Raw genomic sequence first — 22,659 nt, 5'->3', positions numbered from 1 at the left:
TCCTCAATGTTCGAGTTGCTTTTTCTGCTGTTACCTGTTGCCGCCGCATATGGCTGGTACATGGGGCGCAGAAGTGCTCAACAAGATAAGCAGCAGCATGCAAATCGCTTGTCCCGTGATTACGTGACAGGCGTTAACTTTCTATTATCCAATCAACAAGATAAAGCCGTTGATTTATTCCTTGAAATGCTCAAAACGGAAGATAGTTCCGCGTTTGAAGCGCATCTTACCCTTGGTAATCTATTCCGTTCCCGTGGCGAAGTTGAACGCGCCATTCGTATTCACCAATCGCTGGTGGAAAGCGCCGCATTATCCTTTGAACAGCGCTTGTTAGCGACTCAACAATTGGGTCGTGATTATATGACTGCGGGTGTGTATGATCGCGCTGAAAATATGTTTCAACAGCTGACGGATGAAGTCGATTTTAAACAGAGTGCGTTGCAATCCCTATTAACTATCTATCAGCTGACCAGTGATTGGGGCAAGGCGATTGAGACTGCCACTAAATTAGTGAAATTAGGCGCCGAAGAATTACGCGAGCAAATTGCACATTTTTATTGTGAATTGGCAACTCAAGAGCTTGCAAGTGATGATATTGACGGTGCGTTAAGTTTATTAAATAAAGGCGAGCAGGTAGATAAAAATTGTGCCCGAATTTCAATAATGAAAGGGCGTATTTTTATTGAACAAGCTAATTATGAAAAAGCGATTAACGCATTAAAGCAAGTTTATTCTCAAGATCGTGAACTAGTGTCTGAAACGCTACCTCTATTATACGAGTGTTATCAACACACGGGGCATTCTGATGATTGGGAAGCTTATTTACGCCAATGTGTTGAAGGTAATTCAGGGGCTATTGCTGAGCTTTATCTTGCCGATATTATTGTTGAAAAACAAAATCATGAAGCCGCCGTCAGTTATATTAATGATCAAATTCAACGGCATCCAACCATGCGTTTATTTTACCGTCTGATGGATTACCATTTAGCGGAAGCAGAAGAGGGTCGAGCTAAAGAAAGCTTGATTTTATTGCGTAAAATGGTTGGTGAGCAAATCAGAACTAAACCTGATTATCGCTGCCTCAAATGTGGTTTTACATCCCGTGCATTATATTGGCACTGTCCATCTTGCCGCTCTTGGGACACCATTAAGCCCATCCGCGGGTTAGACGGCCAGTGACAACGTCACTTTTTTAATTACGTTAACACTCAATAAAGGCTATAGAATGATTTCCTCAACTGAGAACCTCACTCGCGTTACGACTCACTCGCCAATCATTGTGGCTCTTGATTATGAAGATGCTAATGCGGCGTTAGCGTTTGTCGATAAGATTGACCCGCGCGATTGCCGCTTAAAGGTGGGTAAAGAAATGTTCACTTTTAATGGTCCTCAATTTGTTAAGTCACTCCATGATCGCGGTTTTGACGTTTTTCTTGATCTGAAATTCCATGATATTCCTAATACGGTTGCTCGTGCGGTCTCTGCGGCTGCTGAGATGGGCGTTTGGATGGTGAATGTTCATGCGAGTGGCGGCGCTCGTATGATGGAAGCGGCTCGTCAAGCGCTCGAAGTTTATGGAAAAGATGCCCCTTTATTAACAGCAGTGACCGTTCTCACCAGTATGGATGCCTCTGATTTAGCAGGTATCGGAATCAACTTAACGCCAGCGGAATATGCAGAACACTTAGCATTACTCACTAAGCAGTGTGGCTTAGATGGTGTGGTGTGTTCTGCTCACGAAGCGAAAGCATTGAAAGAGCTATGTGGGCACGATTTTAAATTAGTGACCCCAGGAATACGCCCTGTGGGAAGCGAAGTCGGTGACCAGCGTCGTATCATGACGCCACAGCAGGCTATTGAAGCGGGTGTGGATTATATGGTCATTGGGCGACCAATTACTCGCAGTGACGATCCTGCGCTAACCCTGCAACAAATTAACCAGTCAATCAGAGAATTAGTATGAGTGACGCGAATAGCCGTTTAGTTTATAGCACCGATATTGGGCGGATTGAGGAAGAAAAACCACAAATCACTCGACCTAAAGGCGATGGTATTGTGCGTATTCGCCGCGAAACATCGGGTCGTAAAGGCAAAGGTGTTTGTGTGGTTACGGGGTTAGATCTCAATGATGTGGAGCTAACAAAACTCGCCGCTGAGTTAAAGAAAAAGTGTGGTTGTGGTGGCGCCGTCAAAGAGGGTGATATTGAAATCCAAGGTGATAAACGCGACTTGCTAAAACAGCTTTTAGAAGCCAAAGGCTACCAAGTTAAATTAGCTGGTGGCTGAAATGAAATAAAGAAGGGGAAACATTACGTTTCCCCTTTTGCTAGGATATTAAAGGACTTATTTCTTCACTTGATTTCCAATAATACCACCGATAGCCGCTCCACCTACAGTGCCGAGTGCGCTTCCATCTGTTAATATAGCTCCTCCGACAGCACCGATTCCAGCTCCAATTGCTGTATTTTTATCGCGTTTTGACATATTTGAACAAGCACTCACGCTGAATGCGACAGTTGCAATAATGGCCAAAGTGAGGATGCGTTTCATGATAATGACTCCAACATGGTTGTTTCTAGTGATAACTACCTATAAAAATATAGCAGAGTTAAAATATCACGAATAAGGTGTAAATTGATCAGAATAATCAGAAATAAATGTCAAGAAGTGTGGGTTATTTAACATTAAATGCTAATGTTTGAATTATGTAGAGTTTTGGACAAAAAAAGACCACGAGACAAAATCCCGTGGTCAGATAATAACGAAATCTTAGAAATTAAGCCGCTGGGCGAGCCACAATATTTCGTGTTTCCATACGTACTTCAGCAATGTTGACATCGATAATATCATTCAGCTGATAAGCTTTTTCACCTTTAATTAATACGCTACCCGTTTCTTGGCTACATTGAATTTCATCACGTACACTGTGCAAGAATGGTGCAGGGACAAAAGCGACCGCGCCGTTATTAACGAGTCTGACACGAACTCCACCGCGAGTGATATCGATGATCTCCGCAGGGAATTTAGTATCAGTACCCTCGAAAGGTTTCAGATAACGGGAATATAGCCAATCACCTACATCTCTTTCTGCCATACGGTTAGCACGACGACGTTCAGCCAACTTAATCGATAACTCTTCACTCGGTTTCTCAGTGGCTGGCGTTCCTGCAATAATCGACTTCAGCAGACGGTGGTTTACGATATCAGTATATTTACGAATTGGTGATGTCCATGTTGCATAGGCATCAAAGCCCAAACCAAAGTGTGGACCTGGGTCGGCTTTCACTTCTGCAAAAGTTTGGAAGCGACGAATACGGCTATCTAAGAACTGGGTTGGTTGAGAATCTAGTTGACGGCGTAACTGACGGAAACCTTCAAGGGTGAGTAGCTCATCGCCATTCACTTCAATACCATTATCTTTTAACGTTTGAACTACTTGCTCGATTTGTACAGGGTCAAAGCCCATATGAACGTTAAATACACCAAACCCTAATTTATTTTTCAGTACATTAGCTGCACATAAGTTAGCGGTAATCATCGCTTCTTCAACAATACGGTTAGCCGTACGGCGACTCTCGGCAACGATATCGAGGACATAGCCATTCTCATCTAAGATAAAGCGATAATCTGGTCTATCTTTAAAGACTAATGCATTGTCATTACGCCATTTCAGGCGCTTATCAGCCATCTCTTTTAATAGCAAAATTTGCTGAGTATCGGCATCTGATTTTGGCTTCCATGTGCCAGTTTCTTCTAACCAATCAGAGACTTCATCGTAGACTAATTTAGTTTTCGATTCGACCCAAGCAAGGAAAAACTCAATATTGCTATCAATAGAGCCATCTTGCAGGATTTGAGTGATACAGACTAAAGCGGGGCGACGTTCATTAGGACGTAGGGAACACAGGTCATCTGAAAGTTGGCGAGGCAACATAGGAATGTTGAAGCCCGGCAAATAGTTAGTGTATGAGCGTGCTAATGCTAACTTATCTAACTCGCTACCTTCTTTAATGTAGCTGGTTGGGTCAGCGATAGCGATGTACAGCTTTAAATTACCTTCTGTTGTTTTCTCGACATACAGTGCATCATCCATATCTTCGGTACTAGCACTATCGATAGTCACAAAGTGTAGGTCGGTTAAGTCTGTACGCTCGAGACCTTCATCATCGCGCTCGCTGTCAACCATTGCTGGCTCAGTACGGTCTAATTGGTGACGGCGTAACGTTACCCACCATGGGGCATAGTGGTCATCACCATACGTAATGAATTCAGTGATATCAGCGTAAAAGCCTTTATCGCCTTTCAATGGATGACGACGCATTTCTGCGACAACCCAGTCACCTTGTTTAAATTCGTGAGTGATCCCATTGACTGGACGGCAAGATATTGCGTCTTTTAAGAGCGGATGGTCAGGAATGACGAACAGTCGATTATCGTTATCTTTTTTCTGAATTTTACCGACAAAACGGTTAAGAAAAGGCTCAATCAACGCTTCTGGTTCAGCAAATTCACGATCTTTATCGGTGTGGATCGTGGCAGAGATCCGGTCACCATGCATCACTTTTTTCATTTGCGGTGGCGGGATAAAATAGCTTTTTTGTCCGTCGACTTCTAAAAAGCCAAAGCCTTTTTCAGTACTTTTAACCAGACCTTCAGCACGAGGTGTTTGAGCGTGCAACGTTTGTTTCAGTTGCGCTAGTAATGGGTTGTCTTGAAACATACTTACCGTTTATTTGAGGTTGAGTTTGGCTCTATTGTTGCGTAAGACAAAGTCTTAGAGCAAGGAAAAAATGCGAATGACATCATATCTGTGTGGTAATTCGCATCTCAGAGCAAAGGGAGTTAATCTTCTGGATAAACTTTATCTTTAAATTCACATAAATCTTCAATAATACAGGATCCACATCGCGGCTTTCGTGCAATGCAGGTATAACGACCGTGTAAGATAAACCAATGGTGGCAATCGACTTTAAATTCAGCGGGAACTACTTTGAGTAGTTTTTCCTCGACTTCTACCACATCTTTTCCCGGTGCAAACTTAGTTCGGTTACACACGCGGAAAATATGGGTGTCGACAGCAATAGTTGGCCAGCCAAATGCTGTATTGAGCACAACATTGGCTGTTTTGCGTCCTACTCCGGGTAAAGCTTCTAGGGCTTCACGATTTTCAGGCACCTGACTGTGATGTTTTTCAATGAGTAACTTACAGGTCTTATACACGTTTTCAGCTTTAGTGTTAAATAACCCGATCGTTTTGATGTACTCTTTGATGCCATCGACGCCAAGAGCTAACATTTTTTCTGGCGTATCAGCGATAGGATACAGTTTAGCTGTCGCCTTATTAACGCTAACATCGGTGGCTTGAGCTGATAACAGGACAGAGATAAGTAACTCAAAAGGGGAGTTAAATGCAAGCTCCGTCGTCGGTTTTGGGTTGTCATCGCGCAGGCGAGTGAGAATTTCAATACGTTTAGTTTTATTCATTGCTCACAAAGCTTCAGGTTTAAGAAAGATGGCTGCCACAACCTTGTTCTTTTTGATATTCACGTGCAGGTTGTTGACCTAATTTTAGAGCGGCGCGCTTTTTCATTTTTTCATCGATAAGATATTTACCTGCCAGCATTAATGCTAGACCGATAAAAGCGCCCGGAGGGAGCATAGCGAGTAAAAATGGTGAGTCAAGGTGTAAGACCTCTATACGTAATGATTTTGCCCATGAACCAAGCAATAAATCAGCGCCATCAAATAGGGTTCCATTACCCAAGATCTCCCGTATTGCTCCGAGCACAAACAGGGCAGCGGTTGCTCCTAATCCCATCGCTAATCCATCAATTGCCGATAAAGGAACGGGGTTACGAGAGGCATAAGCTTCAGCTCGCCCAATCACGATACAGTTAGTCACGATCAATGGAATAAAAATCCCCAGAGACTCGTATAAGCCAAATGCGTAGGCATTGATTAACATTTGTACTGCACTGACTACAGAAGCAATAATCATCACATAAATGGGAATACGAATTTCTGAAGGAACCCAACGGCGAAATGCTGAAACGGCCACATTGGTACATACCAGAACTAATGTGGTTGCTAGCCCAAGACCAAGGGCATTTGTAGCGGTAGAAGAGACCGCTAGCAGAGGGCATAAACCCAGTAGTTGGACTAATGCAGAGTTATTTTTCCATAACCCTTGAGCAAATAAATCTTTCGTTTCACTACTCATTATTCATCCCCACAAATAGGATAATTGGCTAATTCTTCAGGCACAGTTTGAATAAATGCGGCGGTACGTTTTGTGGCATTAACGACCGCTCTTGGTGTGATAGTTGCTCCAGTAAATTGGTCAAAATCACCACCATCTTTTTTCACTGCCCAGTGAGGGTCTTTATCTGATTCAATTTTCTTACCCGAAAAATGCGTGATCCAATTGGAAATTCGGGTTTCAATTTTATCTCCGAGCCCCGGAGTTTCATGATGTTCAGTTACTCGCACACCCAGTACAGTACCTTTAAAATCGGCCCCAACGAGTACGTGGATTGCTCCGGAATAGCCATCTGGAGCCGTACTTTCTAGCGCAGCTGCCACAGGTTGACCATTTTTACGGGCAATATAAAGATGGCGAGGTTTTTTATTTCCTAGTATAGCTTCGTTAGTGACTAGATAGCACTCTTTGGACAACTCATTATCATATAAAGATTCAGGAACGACTTGATCGAGTAGTTTTTGCTGCACTAATGCAGCTTGCTCCGCAATGGTATCTTTAGTCAGAGTATAAACAGCAGCACTTAACGCTGTTGTCCCTGCGGCAAACAGTGCCAGAATCACTCCATGACGACGCATTGTATTTAACATTCTGGCTCCTTACTTATGTCCGTACGCACGAGGCTGGGTATAGTGGTCAATTAATGGTACGGTGATATTTGCTAATAAGACGGCAAATGCTACCGCATCTGGGTAACCGCCGTAGACACGGATAACCCAGACTAAGAAGCCGATAAGTATCCCAAAAATAATTCGACCTTTTGGGGTTGTTGATGCGGTGACGGGATCCGTCGCGATAAAAAATGCCCCTAACATCGTCGCCCCTGACAGCAACTGTACCAATGGTGGTGAATAACGGGCATCATCGATTAACCAACTGACGATGGCGAGTACTGCCAACGTACCGATAAACGCTACAGGGATATGCCAGCTGATAATTCGGCGGCTGAGCATAATTAATCCCCCCAGAAGATAGGCGATATTGACCCATTGCCAACCAATACCTGCAAGGGAGCCTTGGAGAATAGGTTGCTGCAATACTTCAGAGATCGAGTGAGTGAGTAAGCCAGTTTTAAAACTATCCAATGGAGTGGCTTGGCTCATGCCATCAATACCGGTGCGTAGCTGATCAAGAGTCACGCCGGTTGATGTATGCCCACTAAAAATAACGGCTAGGCTATCTAATCCAGAAATATGTAATTGTTGTAATTCTTGTGGTGGTAGCCAGTTAGTCATTTGGACAGGGAAAGAAATAAGCAGAACTACATATCCCACCATGGCAGGGTTAAATGGATTTTGTCCCAATCCGCCGTAACACTGTTTCGCAATAATAATCGCAAAAATAGTCCCTAAGACAATCAGCCACCAAGGCGATAGCGGCGGTAAACTGACCCCTAAAAGTAATGCAGTCACAATGGCTGAATTATCTTTTAGCACTGGGAGTACGGGCTGCTTACGCAAACGGATAGATATCGCTTCTGTTAATGCGGCAGTCGTCATCGCTAATGCAATTTGGTACAGAGTACCCACGCCGAAAAAGTATGTTTGAACTGCAATTCCGGGAATTGCAGCAAGTAAGACCCAAAACATTACCTGACTGGTACTTTGTTTATCATGAGTAAATGGGGCACTGGCTATTTTTAAACGGCGAGCTTTGTTATCAAGCGGTCTAAATTTCATCTTTTTATCACTTACTCTATAGTTGACTGTTCATTTGATTGTTGCGCTTTTTTCGCTTTAACTCGCGCAATGGCTTCAGCGACGGCGGCTTTACGTGGGTCGACTTCAGCGTCGACCGGTGGAGCAGGCTCAATCACCGATTCCGTGGCTTGCTGAGCAGCGGCTTTTTTGGCTTTTGCACGGGCAATGGCGGCAGCAACGGCAGCTTTACGTGGGTCGACTTCAGCGTCGATCGGTGGAGCAGGCTCAATCACCGATACCGTGGCTTGCTGAGCAGCCACTTTTTTGGCTTTAGCACGGGCGATAGCGGCAGCAACGGCAGCTTTACGTGGGTCGACTTCAGCGTCGACCGGTGGAGCAGGCTCAATCACTGATTCCGTGGCTTGCTGAGCAGCGGCTTTTTTGGCTTTTGCACGGGCGATAGCGGCAGCAACGGCAGCTTTACGTGGGTCGACTTCAGCGTCGACCTGCGGTGCAGGCTCAACTACTGATTCCGTGGCTTGCAGAGCAGCCGCTTTTTTGGCTTTTGCACGGGCAATGGCGGCCGCGACGGCGGCTTTACGTGGGTCAACTTCAGCTTCAACCGGTGGAGCAGGCTCAATCACTGATTCCGTGGCTTGCTGAGCAGCCGCTTTTTTGGCTTTTGCACGGGCAATGGCGGCCGCGACGGCGGCTTTACGTGGGTCAACTTCAGCTTCAACCGGTGGAGCAGGCTCAATGTGTGATTCTGCTTGCTGTGCAGCTTTACGCGCTTTAACTCGAGCTAAGGCTGCATTCACCGCTGCTTTTCTTGGGTCATCACTTGAGACTTCGCTATTTTGCCCTGTTAGCTCAGTTGTTTTCTGTGCTTGTTTTGCGCGCACTTGTGCTTTGCGCGCTTCTCTAGCGGCAATGACAGCACTATTATCAGGTAATTCTCCTGAAATAATCTTAATAGGTTCAGAAGACAAACCTTGTTTTGCTTTAACTCTTGCAAGAGCAGCATTGACGGCGTCTTTATCAACGTCATCAACTTGAACAGCAGCTTTTTTATGACGCTGTTCACGCGCTAATTTTTCGCGTTCCATACGCTGTTGTTTAGCTTCAAAGCGTAACTTAGCTTCTGCGGAACGACGCTCTTCTTGAGTAATTTCACGAATTTCCGCTTTTTCCTGACGGTAATATTGAACAAGTGGAATATTACTTGGGCAAACATAAGCGCATGCACCACATTCAATGCAGTCAAACAAGTTATGTTTTTGAGCTTTTTCGTGCTCATCGCCTTTACTAAACCAATAAAGTTGCTGTGGTAATAAGCCAGCAGGACAGGCATCAACGCACAAACCACAGCGGATACAGGCCTCTTCGATTGGTTTTTTCCCCATCTCTTCCATTGTTGGGACTAATAAACAGTTGCAGATCTTCACAACAGGAACATTAAGGTCGGGGAGGGTAAAGCCCATTAAAGGTCCCCCCATTATTACCATTTGTTCATTTTCAGGCTCAAACCCAGCTTGTTGAAGTAGATGTTTTACTGGAGTACCAAGGCGAGCCCAGAAATTTCCTGGTTGTTTAATGGCATCACCGGTCACAGTGACCACACGCTCAATGAGAGGCTGCCCATCAATTACTGCGCGTTTGATAGCGACAACCGTTCCCACGTTTTGCATCAATACCCCTATTTGGGATGAGCGAGCACCAGAAGGAACTTCTTTACCTGTCAGTATCTTTGTCAGTTGTTTTGCGCCACCTGACGGGTATTTTGTTGGGATCACACGGATAAAAATTTGTCGGTCAGTCGGTGTTAATGCCAGTTTTAATGCCTTGATGGCTTCTGGTTTATTATCTTCAATTCCAATAAGTACTTGGTCTGGATTTAAAAGATGTTGCAAGACACGGCAACCCTCAATGACTTCCTGAGCATGTTCTTGCATTAATCGGTCATCGGCGGTGATATAAGGTTCACACTCAGCGGCGTTGATAATTAATGTTTTAATCGCATCTTTCCCGCCTGCTAATTTAGGAGCAGTAGGGAAACCCGCGCCACCTAAACCCGCAATTCCCGCTTGTTCAATTTTATTAAGTAATTCATCACGGGAAAGTTGATGGTAATCAGGTGCTGGGTGTAATGGATACCAAGCATCTTGCCCATCGGAGGCAATCTTGACACACAGCTCTTTTAACCCTGAAGGATGAGCGGTAACCATGGGTTCAATAGCACTGATAATGCCAGATGTTGAGGCGTGAACAGGCACGGTACGACCAGTACCTTTAGTTAAAGGTTGCCCTCTAAGGACTTGATCGCCAACTTGGACAATCAATTCACCTTCTGGTCCCAAATGTTGCTGTAAAGGAATAATTAGCTCATTCGGAACGGTAGAAACTCGCATTGGAGTCTGACTTGACTGTAATTTATTTTCCGGTGGATGGATCCCACCGTCAAAGTCCCAAATATTATCTTTTTTCAGCCAGTTAAATAAATTAAACATGTGCATTACCTCTAGTTGAGGCTTGAGACTGAGCTAGAGGCTCTTCGGTAATATTTTTGACTGGGATTGTATTTAAATCCCATTTCCAGTTAGTTGTGGTTGTTTTAACAGGCACCATTTCAATACAGTCGGTTGGGCACGGAGCAACACACAGGTCACATCCGGTACATAAATCTTCAATTACGGTATGCATTGCGCGAGTGGCACCAACAATTGCATCCACAGGGCAAGCTTGAATACATTTGGTACAACCGATGCAATTTTCTTCATCAATAACAGCAACTTTACGAACAGGATTCTGTGCGTTCTCGTCACCATCAATAGGTTGCGGGTCAACGTTCATTAACTCGGCAATTTTGAGCATAACTTGCTCGCCGCCGGGGGCGCATTTATTGATCATTTCGCCATTGTTTGCCACCGCTTCAGCATAAGGACGACATCCCGGATAACTGCATTGACCACACTGGCTTTGCGGTAGAATCGCATCCAGTTTTTCAACAATAGGATCTTCTTCAACTTTAAAACGTAATGAGGCATAACCTAAAATCAGACCAAAAATGAGTCCGAAAAAGGCTAATATGCCAATCGCAATCCATAATGACATCATTAGAATTTCACCAAACCACTAAAGCCCATAAATGCGAGAGACATCAGCCCTGCAGTAATTAGGCCAATTGACGAACCCTTAAAAGGTGCAGGCACATTTGCAACGGCTAGGCGTTCACGAATAGCGGCAAATAGTACCATGACAAAAGAGAACCCGACTGCGGCACTAAAGCCATAGACAGCGGATTGCAGGAAATTGTGGGATTGATTGATATTAAGCAGTGCAACCCCTAATACCGCACAGTTGGTAGTGATTAACGGTAGAAAAATCCCCAACAGACGGTACAGCGTTGGGCTGGTTTTTCTTACCACCATCTCAGTAAATTGTACGACGACGGCAATAACAAGAATAAAACTCAATGTACGCAGGTATATGAGATCTAAAGGGATCAAAATCAACGTATCGATCAGCCACGAACTAATTGAGGCGAGCGTCATCACGAACGTGGTCGCAAACCCCATCCCAATCGCCGTTTCGAGTTTTTTTGAAACACCCATAAATGGGCATAACCCTAAGAATTTAACCAGAACGAAGTTGTTTACCAACACCGTCGCAATAAAGAGTAATAAATAGTCAGTCATTACATTGCCTGAAATGAGAATAAAAGCCCAAAAACTGACCAATGTCAGTTTAACGGAGGCTATGATAACAAAGCTATTTTTGTGATGCTTATCGATCTTGTGTGAAAGTCATTTTCACGTGTTTCGAAACTTTCAAATAAGGAACAAAAAAAGCGGCACCTAACAGGGGCCATGCGAGGATTTGAATCGCGGTTTGGTCATCAATAGGCGAAAAGGCAAATGTTTTTAAGCCAATTAAAACTAAAACGAGTAACCAAATGGTAAAACGGCGTGGGAAATTACGGGAGCGTTTGAACATCAATTGAGTGACATGCAGACTGAATAAGGTCATTGCGATACTGATGGCGAATGAAAGATACCATTCAGGAGTAATATAACCGCTCCAGTTATCAATAGTCGTTACAATCTCATAAAACTTGAGACAGTACATTACCGTCATACTGCAGACAGCGAAAAGAGTCAGTAATAGATAGCTTGCAGGTACTAATAGCCAACCCGTAATGCGGCCAGCGTTATAAGCAGAAGTCATAAATTAAGAGTCCATTATTACTAAACAAGATAGATAATTTATAATCCTATCATAGATTTATTTGCTAATTGATTCGTTCTGATGATACTTTTTCAGAATAGCAAAATATAGCACTTACTGTGAGGTTCAAATGTCCAAACCAATTAAAGTCGGGATCGTCGGCTACGGTTATGCGAGTAAAACATTTCATGCGCCATTTTTAGCGATGCTTGATGGCTTCGAATTAACAACGATTTCCAGTAGTGACGCCAATAAAGTCAACATTGATTTTCCTGATGTAAAGGTTGTGGCAACACCAGAACAGCTATTTGCTGACCCTGAAATTGAATTAGTCGTTATTCCAACGCCTAATGATACTCACTATCCACTTGCTAGGGATGCATTGGCGGCAGGTAAACATGTGGTGGTCGATAAGCCGTTTACGTTGAGCGTTGAAGAAGCCGTTAAATTGAAAGAGCAGGCTGAAAAAGCCGGAAAATTGCTATCGATTTATCACAATCGCCGTTGGGATTCAGGTTTTCGAACAGTGCAAAAAATCTTGCGTGATGGCTGTTTAGGGGAAATTAAATATTATGAATCTCATTTTGATCGCTACCGACCGGTTGTTAGACAACGTTGGCGTGAAGCAGATATTCCCGGTGCTGGAATTTGGTATGACCTAGGTCCACATGTTATTGACCAAGTATTGCAATATTTTGGAAAGCCGACAGGGATTACTGTGGATTTGGGAATTATTCGTCCGGGGGCTCAAGCTGTGGATTATTTCCATGCAATGCTGGAATATGGCGATAAAAAAGTCGTTCTGCACTCCACCACACTCGCTGCTGCACCAATGCCAATTTATACTATCCACGGTATGCAAGGTAGCTATGTTAAGTATGGCTTAGATACACAGGAAGATGCATTGAAAGGCGGTGCTATACCTCAAGGTGAGCATTGGGGGGAAGATCCTAACCTTGGAATTGTGACGTTGTCACAAGGCGATGACATGGTCAGCAAACCGTGGCCAAACGAAAAAGGAAATTATGGCGGCTATTATGACGCTATTCACGATGCTATTCGTCTTGGGAAACCGAATCCTGTAACCCCAAATGAAGCTATCGATATTATGAAGCTGATTGAGGCAGGTATAGCGTCAGCACAACAAAAGCGTACCATTGAAAATATTTTCTAAGGTTCACCGCTGAAGATAAAGCCAGTCATTAAATACTGGCTTTTATTTATGAGAAATCGAATGAATTTATTAGCAAAACTCAAGATAGACTCTTTCTTGTTAATCATGATTGGTGTTGTAGTTGTTGCCAGTATTTTTCCTTGCGAAGGGAACGTCAAAATATTCTTTCAATACTTAACGACTGCTGCAATTGCGTTACTATTTTTTATGCACGGTGCGAAGTTATCCAGAGAATCTATCGTGGCTGGAATGGGACACTGGCGACTGCATTTACTGGTATTTGCGAGTACATTTATTCTCTTTCCGATCATCGGTGTCGCGTTGCGGTTCATGGTTCCTGAATGGATGTCTCCAACTGTTTACATGGGATTTTTATATCTATGTGCGCTTCCTGCTACCGTACAATCAGCGATAGCGTTTACATCAGTGGCAGGTGGAAATGTTGCATCTGCCATTTGTAGTGCATCGGCATCCAGTATTTTAGGTGTTTTTTTATCGCCTATCTTGGTGGGTATTCTGATGGATACGGATGGTAGCCAAGCGATGGATACCTTGAATGCTATCGGTTCGATTATGTTACAACTGATGCTACCGTTTGTAGTAGGGCATTTATGTCGACCACTGATTGCTAATTGGATTAACCGTCACCGTCGGTTAGTGAATACAACAGACCGGTCATCAATTCTATTGGTGGTTTATGTGGCATTTAGTGAGGCAGTAGTAGAGGGTATTTGGCAAACAATTGATGCGTATTCACTGTTTATTATTACCTTGGTCTCCTGTTTCATACTCGTTGTGGTGATGGTTATTAATGTCATGTCAGCGTGTATTTTTGGCTTTAATAAAGAGGATGAAATTACAATCCTTTTTTGTGGTTCAAAAAAGAGTTTAGCCAATGGTGTTCCAATGGCTAATGTCTTGTTTCCTGCGGCTTCAGTGGGGATAATCTTATTACCATTAATGATTTTTCATCAAATTCAATTGATGGTTTGCGCTGTTATCGCCCAGCATTACGCCAAACGTTTAGACAAATAGTAGTTTGCATTGAATTTAAGAAGGCAGTTTATCTGCCTTTATTAATACCGATAATTTAGTTACAACATACAGATGGGGTAATAACAAAGAAGAACATGGGCATCAGTGCAAATTAACTATAAAAGAGAAGGTTAAACAGGGCAGAATGGGATATCTGCCCAAAGATCAGAAGGGTTAGCGATTAGCCGCTTTACGTGTCAATTCCGCTTTTTCACTTTCGGATAAAAATGCCATGGTTAAACCATTTCGTTGTGCTTGCTCAATTTCACTCGAGGTTAGGCCAGCTTGCGGGGCTGCAACATTATACTCATAAGGAAGCTCAATGCCTTGAACGGCAGGATCATCGGTATTAATTGAAGCCAATACACCATGAGATAAAAATGTTTTCAGTGGATGCTGAGAAAGTGAAGCCACGGTACTGGTTTGGATATTGGAGGTTAAACAGCTCTCAATGCCAATGTGATTCTTAGCCAGATACTCGATAAGTTCTGGATCTTCAATAGCTTTAACACCATGACCAATACGCTGAGCACCTAATTCTTTGATAGCATGCCATATACTTGCAGCTCCAGCCGCTTCACCTGCATGAACAGTAATATTGAGTCCGGTATTACGTGCTTTAATAAAATGTTCTTCGAATAGAGCACCGGGGAAGCCCAGTTCATCACCAGCAAGGTCAAGTGCACAAAGCTTATCACGGTGAGCCAGTAAACCTTCGAGTTCAAGAGCGCAGGCTTGTTGACCGAAAGTACGGCTTAAAATACCGATTAAATTAACTTTAATATCATACTGGCGACAGCCTGCAGCAATACCATCAATAACGGCTTCTACAACGCTTTCAACAGGAAGCTGATGTTTCATTGCCATGTAGTAGGGGGAAAAACGTAATTCTGCATAATCAATACCAGCATTAAATGCATCTTCAACGTTTTCAAATGCGACACGTTTACAGGCATCTAAGTCTGCTAATACTGCAACACCCCAATCTAATTTAGTTAAAAAACCAACCAAGTCAGCTTCTTGCCCCATGATTTGGACGTGAGGTCTTAATGCTTCAATTTCATCAGCCGGAAGTTGGATATTGTGTTGCTGTGCAAGGGAAAGAATAGTTTCAGGACGAATATTTCCATCAAGATGACGATGGATATCGGTTAAAGGGAGTTGTCTATTTATCACAATAAATGATCCTTATGAATGTTCTGCCCCCATTTTGTCTGTAATTACATAAAAAGCAATGAAAAATATAGTTAATATAAGCAAAAACGCCAGTCATAAAGACTGGCGTTTAATCAATTTATCGTAGGATAAATTATTGTGCAGCTGGCGCAGCCGGTGCTTCTGCTGGTTGCTCAACTTCTAATACTTGCTCGCTAACTTCAGCGCCTTCAGCAGGTTGAGCTTCTTCTTCGTAGCCCATAGTATCTTCTGGACCAGACATCATTTTCATCTTAGTTAAGAATTCAGCTAAGGTATATTTGTCATCGTTGAAAGTCAGGTCATTACCTGCAAATTTAACAGTCATTGTTAAATCTTTTTCGCTATCGATCATCCAAGGATGTTTTTTCTCTTTTGCTTTTTCTGCACGCTGTTCGTCAGTCATGAACATTTCTTCGAACGGGTTAGAGAACATGTCAGCAGTCAACATTTGTTGAACACCTTCAAATTCAGCAGTAACTTGTTCTTGGATGGCTTTTTTATCTTCTGCAGCCGCTGGAATACCGCCATCTAAGATCATTGCTTGAGTCATTGACTCAATAATCATTGGCTTGTTCAGTTTCATGCTGAAGTCAAAAGAGGTGATCAGCTTTTTGAATGCTTCATCAACTTTATTAGACATTGCTAATGAAGTGACTTCGTCCTGATTCCACTGGTTGAAAGTGATATTCAGGTCGATAGAGCTTTGGCCAGCTTCATTTTTCCAGTAGAACGGGCTAACAGTCAGTACTGGTTTGCTTTTCATTAACTCTGGTAAAGTTGTGGTGAGCATTTGCATTGCGATAGCTTCGCTTGCTTCAGATGGGTTACCACTTGCTAAGCCTTCAGCTAACGCTTTGTTATATTGCTCTACAAATTTACCTAATGCTTTCGCATCTAATTTTTCGATAGCAACAGTTAATTCACCAGAACCTAAGTTTTGTTCTAATGCTTTAACATCGCTAATTTTGTAAGTCATGTTACCTTTAACGTCTTCGCCGTTAATTGAGGTATCACTAGCAACACTTAGGTTTTTGAAAGAGAATTTAGTCTCTGGGATGTTAACGTCAGTATCAGCGATAACAAACTCTTGTTTACCTGTGTAGAAACCGTATTGAGTTTTCTTCACATTAGAAAACAGTTTTAGACCTTTCATGGTAATGGCTTCTGAATTATTTGCACTGCTAACAACGACGCTATCAGTGACTAATAATGCATCAACAGTTTCTAAGTCAGTACCTGTTGAGATATCTAATTTTGCACCGCTGAACGAGAATTTGCTGTCATCTTTAGCATATTCAAGAGGAATCAGTTCAATGTTAGAGTCAACATTTTTGCTGTAACCGATAACCGCAGTACCATTCATGAATGGCTTACCTTTGGTAGCTTCGAACAGCTCTTTAGTTGCTGCTGTATTGGCTAATTCAACATTTACTGCGCCTAATTTAGGCATTAAGTTGAATTTAGCAACTTGCGTTAATGGTAATGGACCATGAGCAATATCTGCTTTGAATACGATATTTTCATCAGGTTTACCTGCTGAACCAATCACGATGTCTGCTTGAGAAGAGAAAACGCCACGTTTGTAGTTTTCCATTTTAAAGCTGACGTCTGAGCTAGGATCGTTTGCTGTAACAAACTCATTTGATTTATCAATGACTTTTTTCAGTTCAGCTTCAACTTTAGAGCCTGTATACCATGATGCACCGGTCCATGCAGCACCTAGAGCAACGATAACACCAACCGCAACTAATGACTTTTTCATTGTAGACATCCATCCTTTCAGTACGAGCGTAGCGTACCTACGTATAAATAATATAAGTTTTATTACCCGTTTTACTGTGTGTGTAAACGGCTAAATACAGAATATGACACTAAATATTAAACACTCGAGCCAACTTACCATCTCCATAAATGGAAAGGTTATCCTCATAGGCAGGTAAAAAAACAGATTCACCAGAATTCATGTTTATTTCTTGAGTACCAGTGCGTAACACTAATTCGCCTTCAATACAGAATAAAATTGAAGCACTATTATTAGTAATGGATACTCCCGAGCGGCTAATAGAATATATATTAAATGAAAAATCTTCCACTGGGATCTTATATTTCCAGACATTTCCAGATTTTTCGGGGATATTGAGCAAATCGCGAGCTTTAGTTGACTTAAAATCAATATTATCAATCAGTTCTTTTGTATCAATATGTTTACTGGTCAAACCTGCGCGCAATACATTGTCAGAGTTTGCCATAACTTCTAAGCCAACACCTTCTAAATAGGCATGAGGTGTTCGGGCATACAAAAACATTGCTTCACCTGGTTGTAATTCAACGATATTTAGTAGAAGAGGGGTAAATAGCCCGTTATCATCGGGATATAAACTTGTCATCTGCTTGATTGAATTCCATGGTTCACCTTGTTTACTATTTAGCGCAGCTTTTAATACACCTAATGCGAGATCTTTCTGCTCACCAGTCAAATTAAGAATCTGTGCAAATAATTTTCCTAGTTTCTCTTCGGTTGGCTCTTGAATAAATAATTGAATATCAGGATGGGCTGCAGAGATAAAATCTAAATATTCGACAATTTCGTCGATAGGACGAAACGCATTCATGGCTTTAAATGGCGTTAAAGCATAGATCAATTCTGGCTTATGGTTATCATCTTTATAATTACGAATAGGGGAATCTAAAGGAATTCCAGCTGCATTTTCTTTAGCAAATCCCGCTTCAGCATAGGCTTTATTTGGATGTACTTGCACTGATAATGGTTGTGCAGCACACAAAACTTTAAAAAGATAAGGTAGGCGACCAAAGTGTTTAGCAACTTTCGCCCCTAAAATTCGCTCTGGGTCATCATTGATCAATGATTCAAGTGAAACTTTTTGATTTGTTTGCGGTGAAATCACCTCAGAACTTGCCTTTGGGTGGGCTCCCATCCAAAGTTCTGCCATAGGTAAATTGTCCGGGTTTGGGTAACCATACAGTTGGGTCAGGGCGGTTTTACTACCCCAATCATAGTTCTGGACTTTGTTTATCATTTTCAGCATAACGAAATTCTCTTTTTTGCAAAAATCAACTAATTTCCTTTTTACTACAGTACAATAAGCTCGACCAAGTCTCATAATTGAAATTCAATTTGTGGCATTATACTGCTCGGTTATTTGCTTACCTGCAAGCAGATGATTCTAAAATCAATTATTCTGAGTATGTACCTAAGGAGCTAGTAATGGCAGCCACTCGCATTGAAAAAGACTCAATGGGACCAATTGAAGTACCTGCTGACCACTTGTGGGGCGCGCAAACGCAGCGTTCTTTAGAACATTTCCGTATCTCTGTAGAAAAAATGCCTGTTGCCTTAATTCACGCATTAGCGGTGACTAAAAAAGCAGCGGCAAGTGTGAACATGGATTTAGGTTTGCTGCCAAAAGATCGCGGTGACGCAATTATCGCTGCGGCAGATGAAGTGCTTGCTGGCAAACACCCAACAGAATTCCCTCTTGCTATCTGGCAAACCGGTTCTGGTACTCAAAGTAACATGAACATGAATGAGGTGCTAGCTAACCGTGGTAGCGAGATTCTAGGTGGTCAACGTGGTAATGACCGTCTGATTCACCCTAATGACGATGTTAACAAGAGCCAAAGCTCTAACGACGTTTTCCCAACAGCAATGCATGTTGCTGCGGTTGTAGGGATCCGTGAACATCTCCTGCCAGAACTGAAAGTTCTGCACAAAACTCTCGACGCGAAAGCGAAAGAATTCAAAGATATCGTAAAAATTGGTCGTACTCACTTACAAGATGCTACTCCATTGACTTTAGGCCAAGAAATTTCTGGCTGGGCAGCAATGTTGGCTCACAATGAAAAGCATATTGAAAACTCAGTTCCACATGTTTGTGAACTGGCACTAGGTGGAACCGCGGTTGGTACGGGTCTAAACACGCATCCTGAATATGCGGTACGTGTGGCGAAGAAAATTGCTGAATTAACCGGTCAACCATTTGTTACTTCACCAAACAAATTTGAAGCACTCGCGACCTGTGATGCATTAGTTCATGCTCACGGGGCTCTGAAAGGCTTAGCTGCATCATTAATGAAGATTGCAAATGATGTTAGATGGTTAGCTTCAGGTCCTCGTTGTGGTATTGGTGAAATATCAATCCCTGAAAACGAACCAGGCAGCTCAATCATGCCAGGTAAAGTTAACCCAACACAATGTGAAGCATTAACCATGCTGTGCGCACAAGTGATGGGTAACGATGTAGCTGTTAACATCGGTGGTGCTTCAGGTAATTTTGAGCTGAACGTATTCCGCCCAATGGTTATTGATAACTTCTTACAATCTATTCGTTTACTCGCGGATGGTATGCGTAGCTTTAATGAGCACTGTGCTGAAGGTATCGAACCAAACCGTGAGCGTATTGAAAAATTACTGCATGAATCTCTGATGCTGGTAACGGCTTTAAATACCCACATTGGTTATGACAAAGCCGCTGAAATTGCTAAAAAAGCTCATAAAGAAGGTCTTACCCTGAAAGAAGCCGCACTGAAATTGAACTACTTAACTGAAGCTCAATTTGATGAGTGGGTTCGTCCTGAAGACATGGTTGGAAGTATGAAATCTTAATTTATCCATCACAATAAATTGAGGTCAGCCCCGATACTAACAATAGAATCGGGGCTTTTTTTATCGTTCGATATACAAATTTAATCTTGGAATGAGTAATTCTACAGGTTTAGAACGTGGTCGATGGCGTAGCGCAATCTGATCAACATGGTAATCTGATAATTCACCAACCGTAATATCTTCGAGACTTTTCTCTACGGCAAAGATAAGCAATGGTGTTGCACAAGGATACTGAACCTGTTTCTGGCTCTCTTTATCCCATACTCTGGCGATGGGCTGAACTTTCACAGGGCGCTGGGTTTTTAAAATGGCATCATGAGGAAGAGAGCGGATCAAGGCTATTTCATTCTCCAATTGCAACTGCCAATGTTCCCTCTGCATATGAGAAGGTGTTCGACCACTTTCTAAACTAGCCTGTAATCGACTAAGCATCTGTTCTTGAGTGACTTTATTAATAACTTTTTTATTTGCCCACCCAAAGCGAACCGTATCCGCATCTACAATCGACGTGATTGTTCGATAGGTATTAAGGGTTAATAACCCATGAAGGCTCTCTCGTATAAACTCAAAACGATGAGATTCTTCAACCTGTGTAACGATATTTTTTATGCTTAGTTTTAATTGATTTATATCGGTTATTAACGATTGAAAGAGATGGTAATCGGGTAGGGATGCTTCGATAACGATGGCACCAGGCAAACGAATTGCCGCTTTATTACTAACTGATTCAGATTTATTGTGGATAAAGAGCAACTTAAATAGCTCAATAGTATGGTTAATAGCATCGGTTCCGACGTGTTTATCAACAAATATAGAGGAAACTTCGTTATGTTCATCACCTTTAAGGACTTCAGGCAAACTGAACACACAGGCCTGAACGCGGTCTTGCTTAGTTAGATGATGACAAAACAGGTTAATGCTGAATTCTAACTGATTAAAATGAGTGACTAATTCTTGTTTTTTACTCATCACAGAGCCTTCTTTAGTTACAACATTCATATTGGTAATAAACCAAAACTAACATTAGCTACCGTGTTTATCAATTAATTTCAACCAGGAAGAGAGGAACTAGGGATACCTTCGTGATTATACTCTTATTACGATTCATACTGAAAGGGTTATATTCTATAATCCAATTTAATATCAATGTATTATCTAAATTTAGCCTGAACATCGTCATTATTACCGGAATATAAATAATGCCGATGTTCAGGCTCTCTAGCTATTGGCTAAAAATAAGCTCGATATTAGCCGCTAGCATTTATTCTTCAGCTTATAGCCGATAGCTACACCAAGTAATAGAATTACCGAAATGAACAATGCGACGCCATTCCATCCATAAAATGACCAGAAAACCCCACCTAATGTACCTGCAATGCTGGAACCTGCGTAATAGCTAAAAAGGTAAAGAGATGAAGCTTGTCCGCGGGCACGCTTGGCTCGACGACCAACCCAACTACTAGCTACCGAATGTCCTGCAAAAAAACCAGCGGTTAACACAGTCATACCCGTCAATATTATCCATATGTTTGGGTGTAACGTTAATACCACGCCAATGAGCATCATACCAATAGCAGCGATGAGCACTCTGCCATAACCGTATTTCTGAGTTAAGCTACCCGTTTTTGTTGCGCTATAAGTGCCTGTTAAATAGATAATAGATAAAAATCCAACAACTGATTGGCTAAAATTATAGGGTGGCTCCAATAAACGGTAACCAATATAGTTGTACATTGTGACAAAAGCACCCATCAGCACAAAACCTTCAATAAACAACCAAGGCAATCCTTTATCTCGTAGATGTAAGTGTAGATTAACCCAAAGATTTCTAGGTTTAAGAGAGGTGGCCCTAAAATGTTGGGAAGGGGGTAATAAACGCCAAAAACCAATTGCGGCAATTAACGCTAAAGTGCCTAAAATAACGACCGCAACCCGCCAAGAATAATAATCAGCTACGACACCAGTCATTAGACGCCCGCTCATTCCACCAATCGAATTACCGCTAATATACAGTCCCATGGAGAGGGCTACATAGCTAGGATGGATTTCTTCGCTTAAGTAGGTCATCGCAACCGCCGCAACACCACTTAAAGATAGACCAACTAATGCTCGAGCAATCAATATTCCTTGCCAGCTTTGCATTACTGAACTCATTAACGTAAATATTGCTGCACATGTGAGGGATATCACCATCACATTTTTACGGCCAATAGCATCTGAAATAGGCCCAGTAACCAGTAAACCCAGCGCCATCAGCCCAGTACTGAGTGAGAGTGATAAACTTGCAGTTGCCGGAGAAACATTAAAATCGGCGGATAACATCGGTAAAATTGGCTGGACAAAATATAGGAGGGCGAAAGTTGCAAAGCCCACGGTAAAAAATGAGAGTGTCACCCGCAGATAGAGAGCATCATCCCGTTGGATATAATGCTTTTTGGATCGCTGCTGATCAAGGTTTTAGTCGTTTTATCCTCCATGATGGTGTTCGTTGAAAGGCGATTTGATG

General features: G+C 42.4%; 20 protein-coding genes and 1 pseudogene. 6 read left to right on the top strand and 15 right to left on the bottom strand.

The genetic code is table 11. The features are described from left to right. Positions 1-6 precede the first annotated feature (6 nt). From lapB to yciH, 3 genes are read left to right on the top strand one after another with little or no spacing between them, the layout of a single operon-like run. Complete coding sequence (gene lapB, locus EL244_RS09380) at positions 7-1,179, top strand: lipopolysaccharide assembly protein LapB (RefSeq protein WP_006812931.1); 1,173 nt, start codon at positions 7-9, stop codon at positions 1,177-1,179. A 46-nt stretch (positions 1,180-1,225) separates the two neighbouring features. Next, complete coding sequence (gene pyrF / locus EL244_RS09375; RefSeq protein WP_039854375.1) at positions 1,226-1,963, top strand: orotidine-5'-phosphate decarboxylase; 738 nt, start codon at positions 1,226-1,228, stop codon at positions 1,961-1,963. Next, positions 1,960-2,286, top strand: coding sequence for a stress response translation initiation inhibitor YciH (gene yciH / locus EL244_RS09370; protein WP_006812933.1), 327 nt, complete (start codon positions 1,960-1,962; stop codon positions 2,284-2,286). The genes pyrF and yciH overlap by 4 nt, the downstream gene beginning before the upstream one ends. Before the next feature lie 57 nt (positions 2,287-2,343). Here the strand turns inward: yciH and osmB are convergent, their stop codons facing one another. From osmB to EL244_RS09320, 10 genes are all read right to left on the bottom strand, one after another. Further along, positions 2,344-2,550 (bottom strand): osmotically-inducible lipoprotein OsmB, encoded by a 207-nt coding sequence (gene osmB / locus EL244_RS09365; RefSeq protein WP_006812934.1) that lies wholly within the window; start codon positions 2,548-2,550, stop codon positions 2,344-2,346. Between the two features lie 226 nt (positions 2,551-2,776). After that, complete coding sequence (locus EL244_RS09360) at positions 2,777-4,720, bottom strand: exoribonuclease II (protein WP_126460481.1); 1,944 nt, start codon at positions 4,718-4,720, stop codon at positions 2,777-2,779. 122 nt (positions 4,721-4,842) lie between these two features. Continuing rightward, positions 4,843-5,484: an endonuclease III gene (gene nth, locus EL244_RS09355; RefSeq protein ID WP_006812936.1), complete on the bottom strand. Its 642-nt coding sequence runs from the start codon at positions 5,482-5,484 to the stop codon at positions 4,843-4,845. Positions 5,485-5,503: 19 nt separating this feature from the next. Next, positions 5,504-6,220, bottom strand: coding sequence for an electron transport complex subunit E (locus EL244_RS09350; protein WP_006812937.1), 717 nt, complete (start codon positions 6,218-6,220; stop codon positions 5,504-5,506). Next, entirely contained in the window at positions 6,220-6,849 is a 630-nt protein-coding gene (gene rsxG, locus EL244_RS09345; protein WP_126460478.1) for an electron transport complex subunit RsxG, read from the bottom strand. Before rsxG ends, EL244_RS09350 begins: the two co-directional genes overlap by 1 nt. 9 nt (positions 6,850-6,858) lie before the next feature. Further along, positions 6,859-7,938 (bottom strand): electron transport complex subunit RsxD, encoded by a 1,080-nt coding sequence (rsxD, locus tag EL244_RS09340; protein ID WP_126460475.1) that lies wholly within the window; start codon positions 7,936-7,938, stop codon positions 6,859-6,861. Positions 7,939-7,949: 11 nt separating this feature from the next. Then, positions 7,950-10,406 (bottom strand): electron transport complex subunit RsxC, encoded by a 2,457-nt coding sequence (gene rsxC, locus EL244_RS09335; protein ID WP_126460472.1) that lies wholly within the window; start codon positions 10,404-10,406, stop codon positions 7,950-7,952. Next, on the bottom strand, positions 10,399-11,013 hold the full coding sequence (rsxB, locus tag EL244_RS09330; protein ID WP_126460469.1) for an electron transport complex subunit RsxB: 615 nt from the start codon (positions 11,011-11,013) through the stop codon (positions 10,399-10,401). Before rsxB ends, rsxC begins: the two co-directional genes overlap by 8 nt. Next, positions 11,013-11,594, bottom strand: coding sequence for an electron transport complex subunit RsxA (gene rsxA, locus EL244_RS09325; protein WP_006812942.1), 582 nt, complete (start codon positions 11,592-11,594; stop codon positions 11,013-11,015). The genes rsxB and rsxA overlap by 1 nt, the downstream gene beginning before the upstream one ends. Before the next feature lie 88 nt (positions 11,595-11,682). Further along, positions 11,683-12,123 carry a DUF2569 domain-containing protein gene (locus tag EL244_RS09320; RefSeq protein ID WP_112836822.1) on the bottom strand — a complete coding sequence of 147 codons (441 nt, stop codon included), beginning with the start codon at positions 12,121-12,123 and terminating at the stop codon, positions 11,683-11,685. A 130-nt stretch (positions 12,124-12,253) separates the two neighbouring features. On the opposite strand from EL244_RS09320, the gene EL244_RS09315 reads away from it, so the two are divergent. Continuing rightward, a complete protein-coding gene (locus EL244_RS09315; RefSeq protein ID WP_006812944.1) occupies positions 12,254-13,297 on the top strand; it encodes an oxidoreductase in 1,044 nt (347 codons plus the stop codon). Between the two features lie 60 nt (positions 13,298-13,357). Further along, complete coding sequence (locus tag EL244_RS09310) at positions 13,358-14,332, top strand: bile acid:sodium symporter family protein (protein WP_126460466.1); 975 nt, start codon at positions 13,358-13,360, stop codon at positions 14,330-14,332. A 174-nt stretch (positions 14,333-14,506) separates the two neighbouring features. Here the strand turns inward: EL244_RS09310 and add are convergent, their stop codons facing one another. From add to manA, 3 genes are all read right to left on the bottom strand, one after another. Further along, positions 14,507-15,508: an adenosine deaminase gene (add, locus tag EL244_RS09305; RefSeq protein ID WP_112836818.1), complete on the bottom strand. Its 1,002-nt coding sequence runs from the start codon at positions 15,506-15,508 to the stop codon at positions 14,507-14,509. 133 nt (positions 15,509-15,641) lie between these two features. Further along, complete coding sequence (locus EL244_RS09300; protein ID WP_126460463.1) at positions 15,642-17,291, bottom strand: YdgA family protein; 1,650 nt, start codon at positions 17,289-17,291, stop codon at positions 15,642-15,644. 109 nt (positions 17,292-17,400) lie between these two features. Beyond that, positions 17,401-18,576 (bottom strand): mannose-6-phosphate isomerase, encoded by a 1,176-nt coding sequence (gene manA / locus EL244_RS09295; RefSeq protein ID WP_126462797.1) that lies wholly within the window; start codon positions 18,574-18,576, stop codon positions 17,401-17,403. Between the two features lie 179 nt (positions 18,577-18,755). On the opposite strand from manA, the gene fumC reads away from it, so the two are divergent. Next, complete coding sequence (fumC, locus tag EL244_RS09290; protein ID WP_039854038.1) at positions 18,756-20,153, top strand: class II fumarate hydratase; 1,398 nt, start codon at positions 18,756-18,758, stop codon at positions 20,151-20,153. A 60-nt stretch (positions 20,154-20,213) separates the two neighbouring features. Here fumC and tus read toward each other — a convergent pair whose 3' ends face one another. Together tus and EL244_RS09280 are read right to left on the bottom strand one after the other, a co-directional pair. Next, on the bottom strand, positions 20,214-21,122 hold the full coding sequence (gene tus, locus EL244_RS09285) for a DNA replication terminus site-binding protein (RefSeq protein ID WP_126460461.1): 909 nt from the start codon (positions 21,120-21,122) through the stop codon (positions 20,214-20,216). 285 nt (positions 21,123-21,407) lie between these two features. Further along, positions 21,408-22,630: pseudogene (locus EL244_RS09280) on the bottom strand (MFS transporter). Positions 22,631-22,659 lie beyond the last annotated feature (29 nt).

The organism is Providencia rustigianii (assembly GCF_900637755.1).
In the GTDB taxonomy this organism is placed as follows: domain Bacteria; phylum Pseudomonadota; class Gammaproteobacteria; order Enterobacterales; family Enterobacteriaceae; genus Providencia; species Providencia rustigianii.
This window is presented reverse-complemented; position numbering and strand designations above follow the sequence as displayed.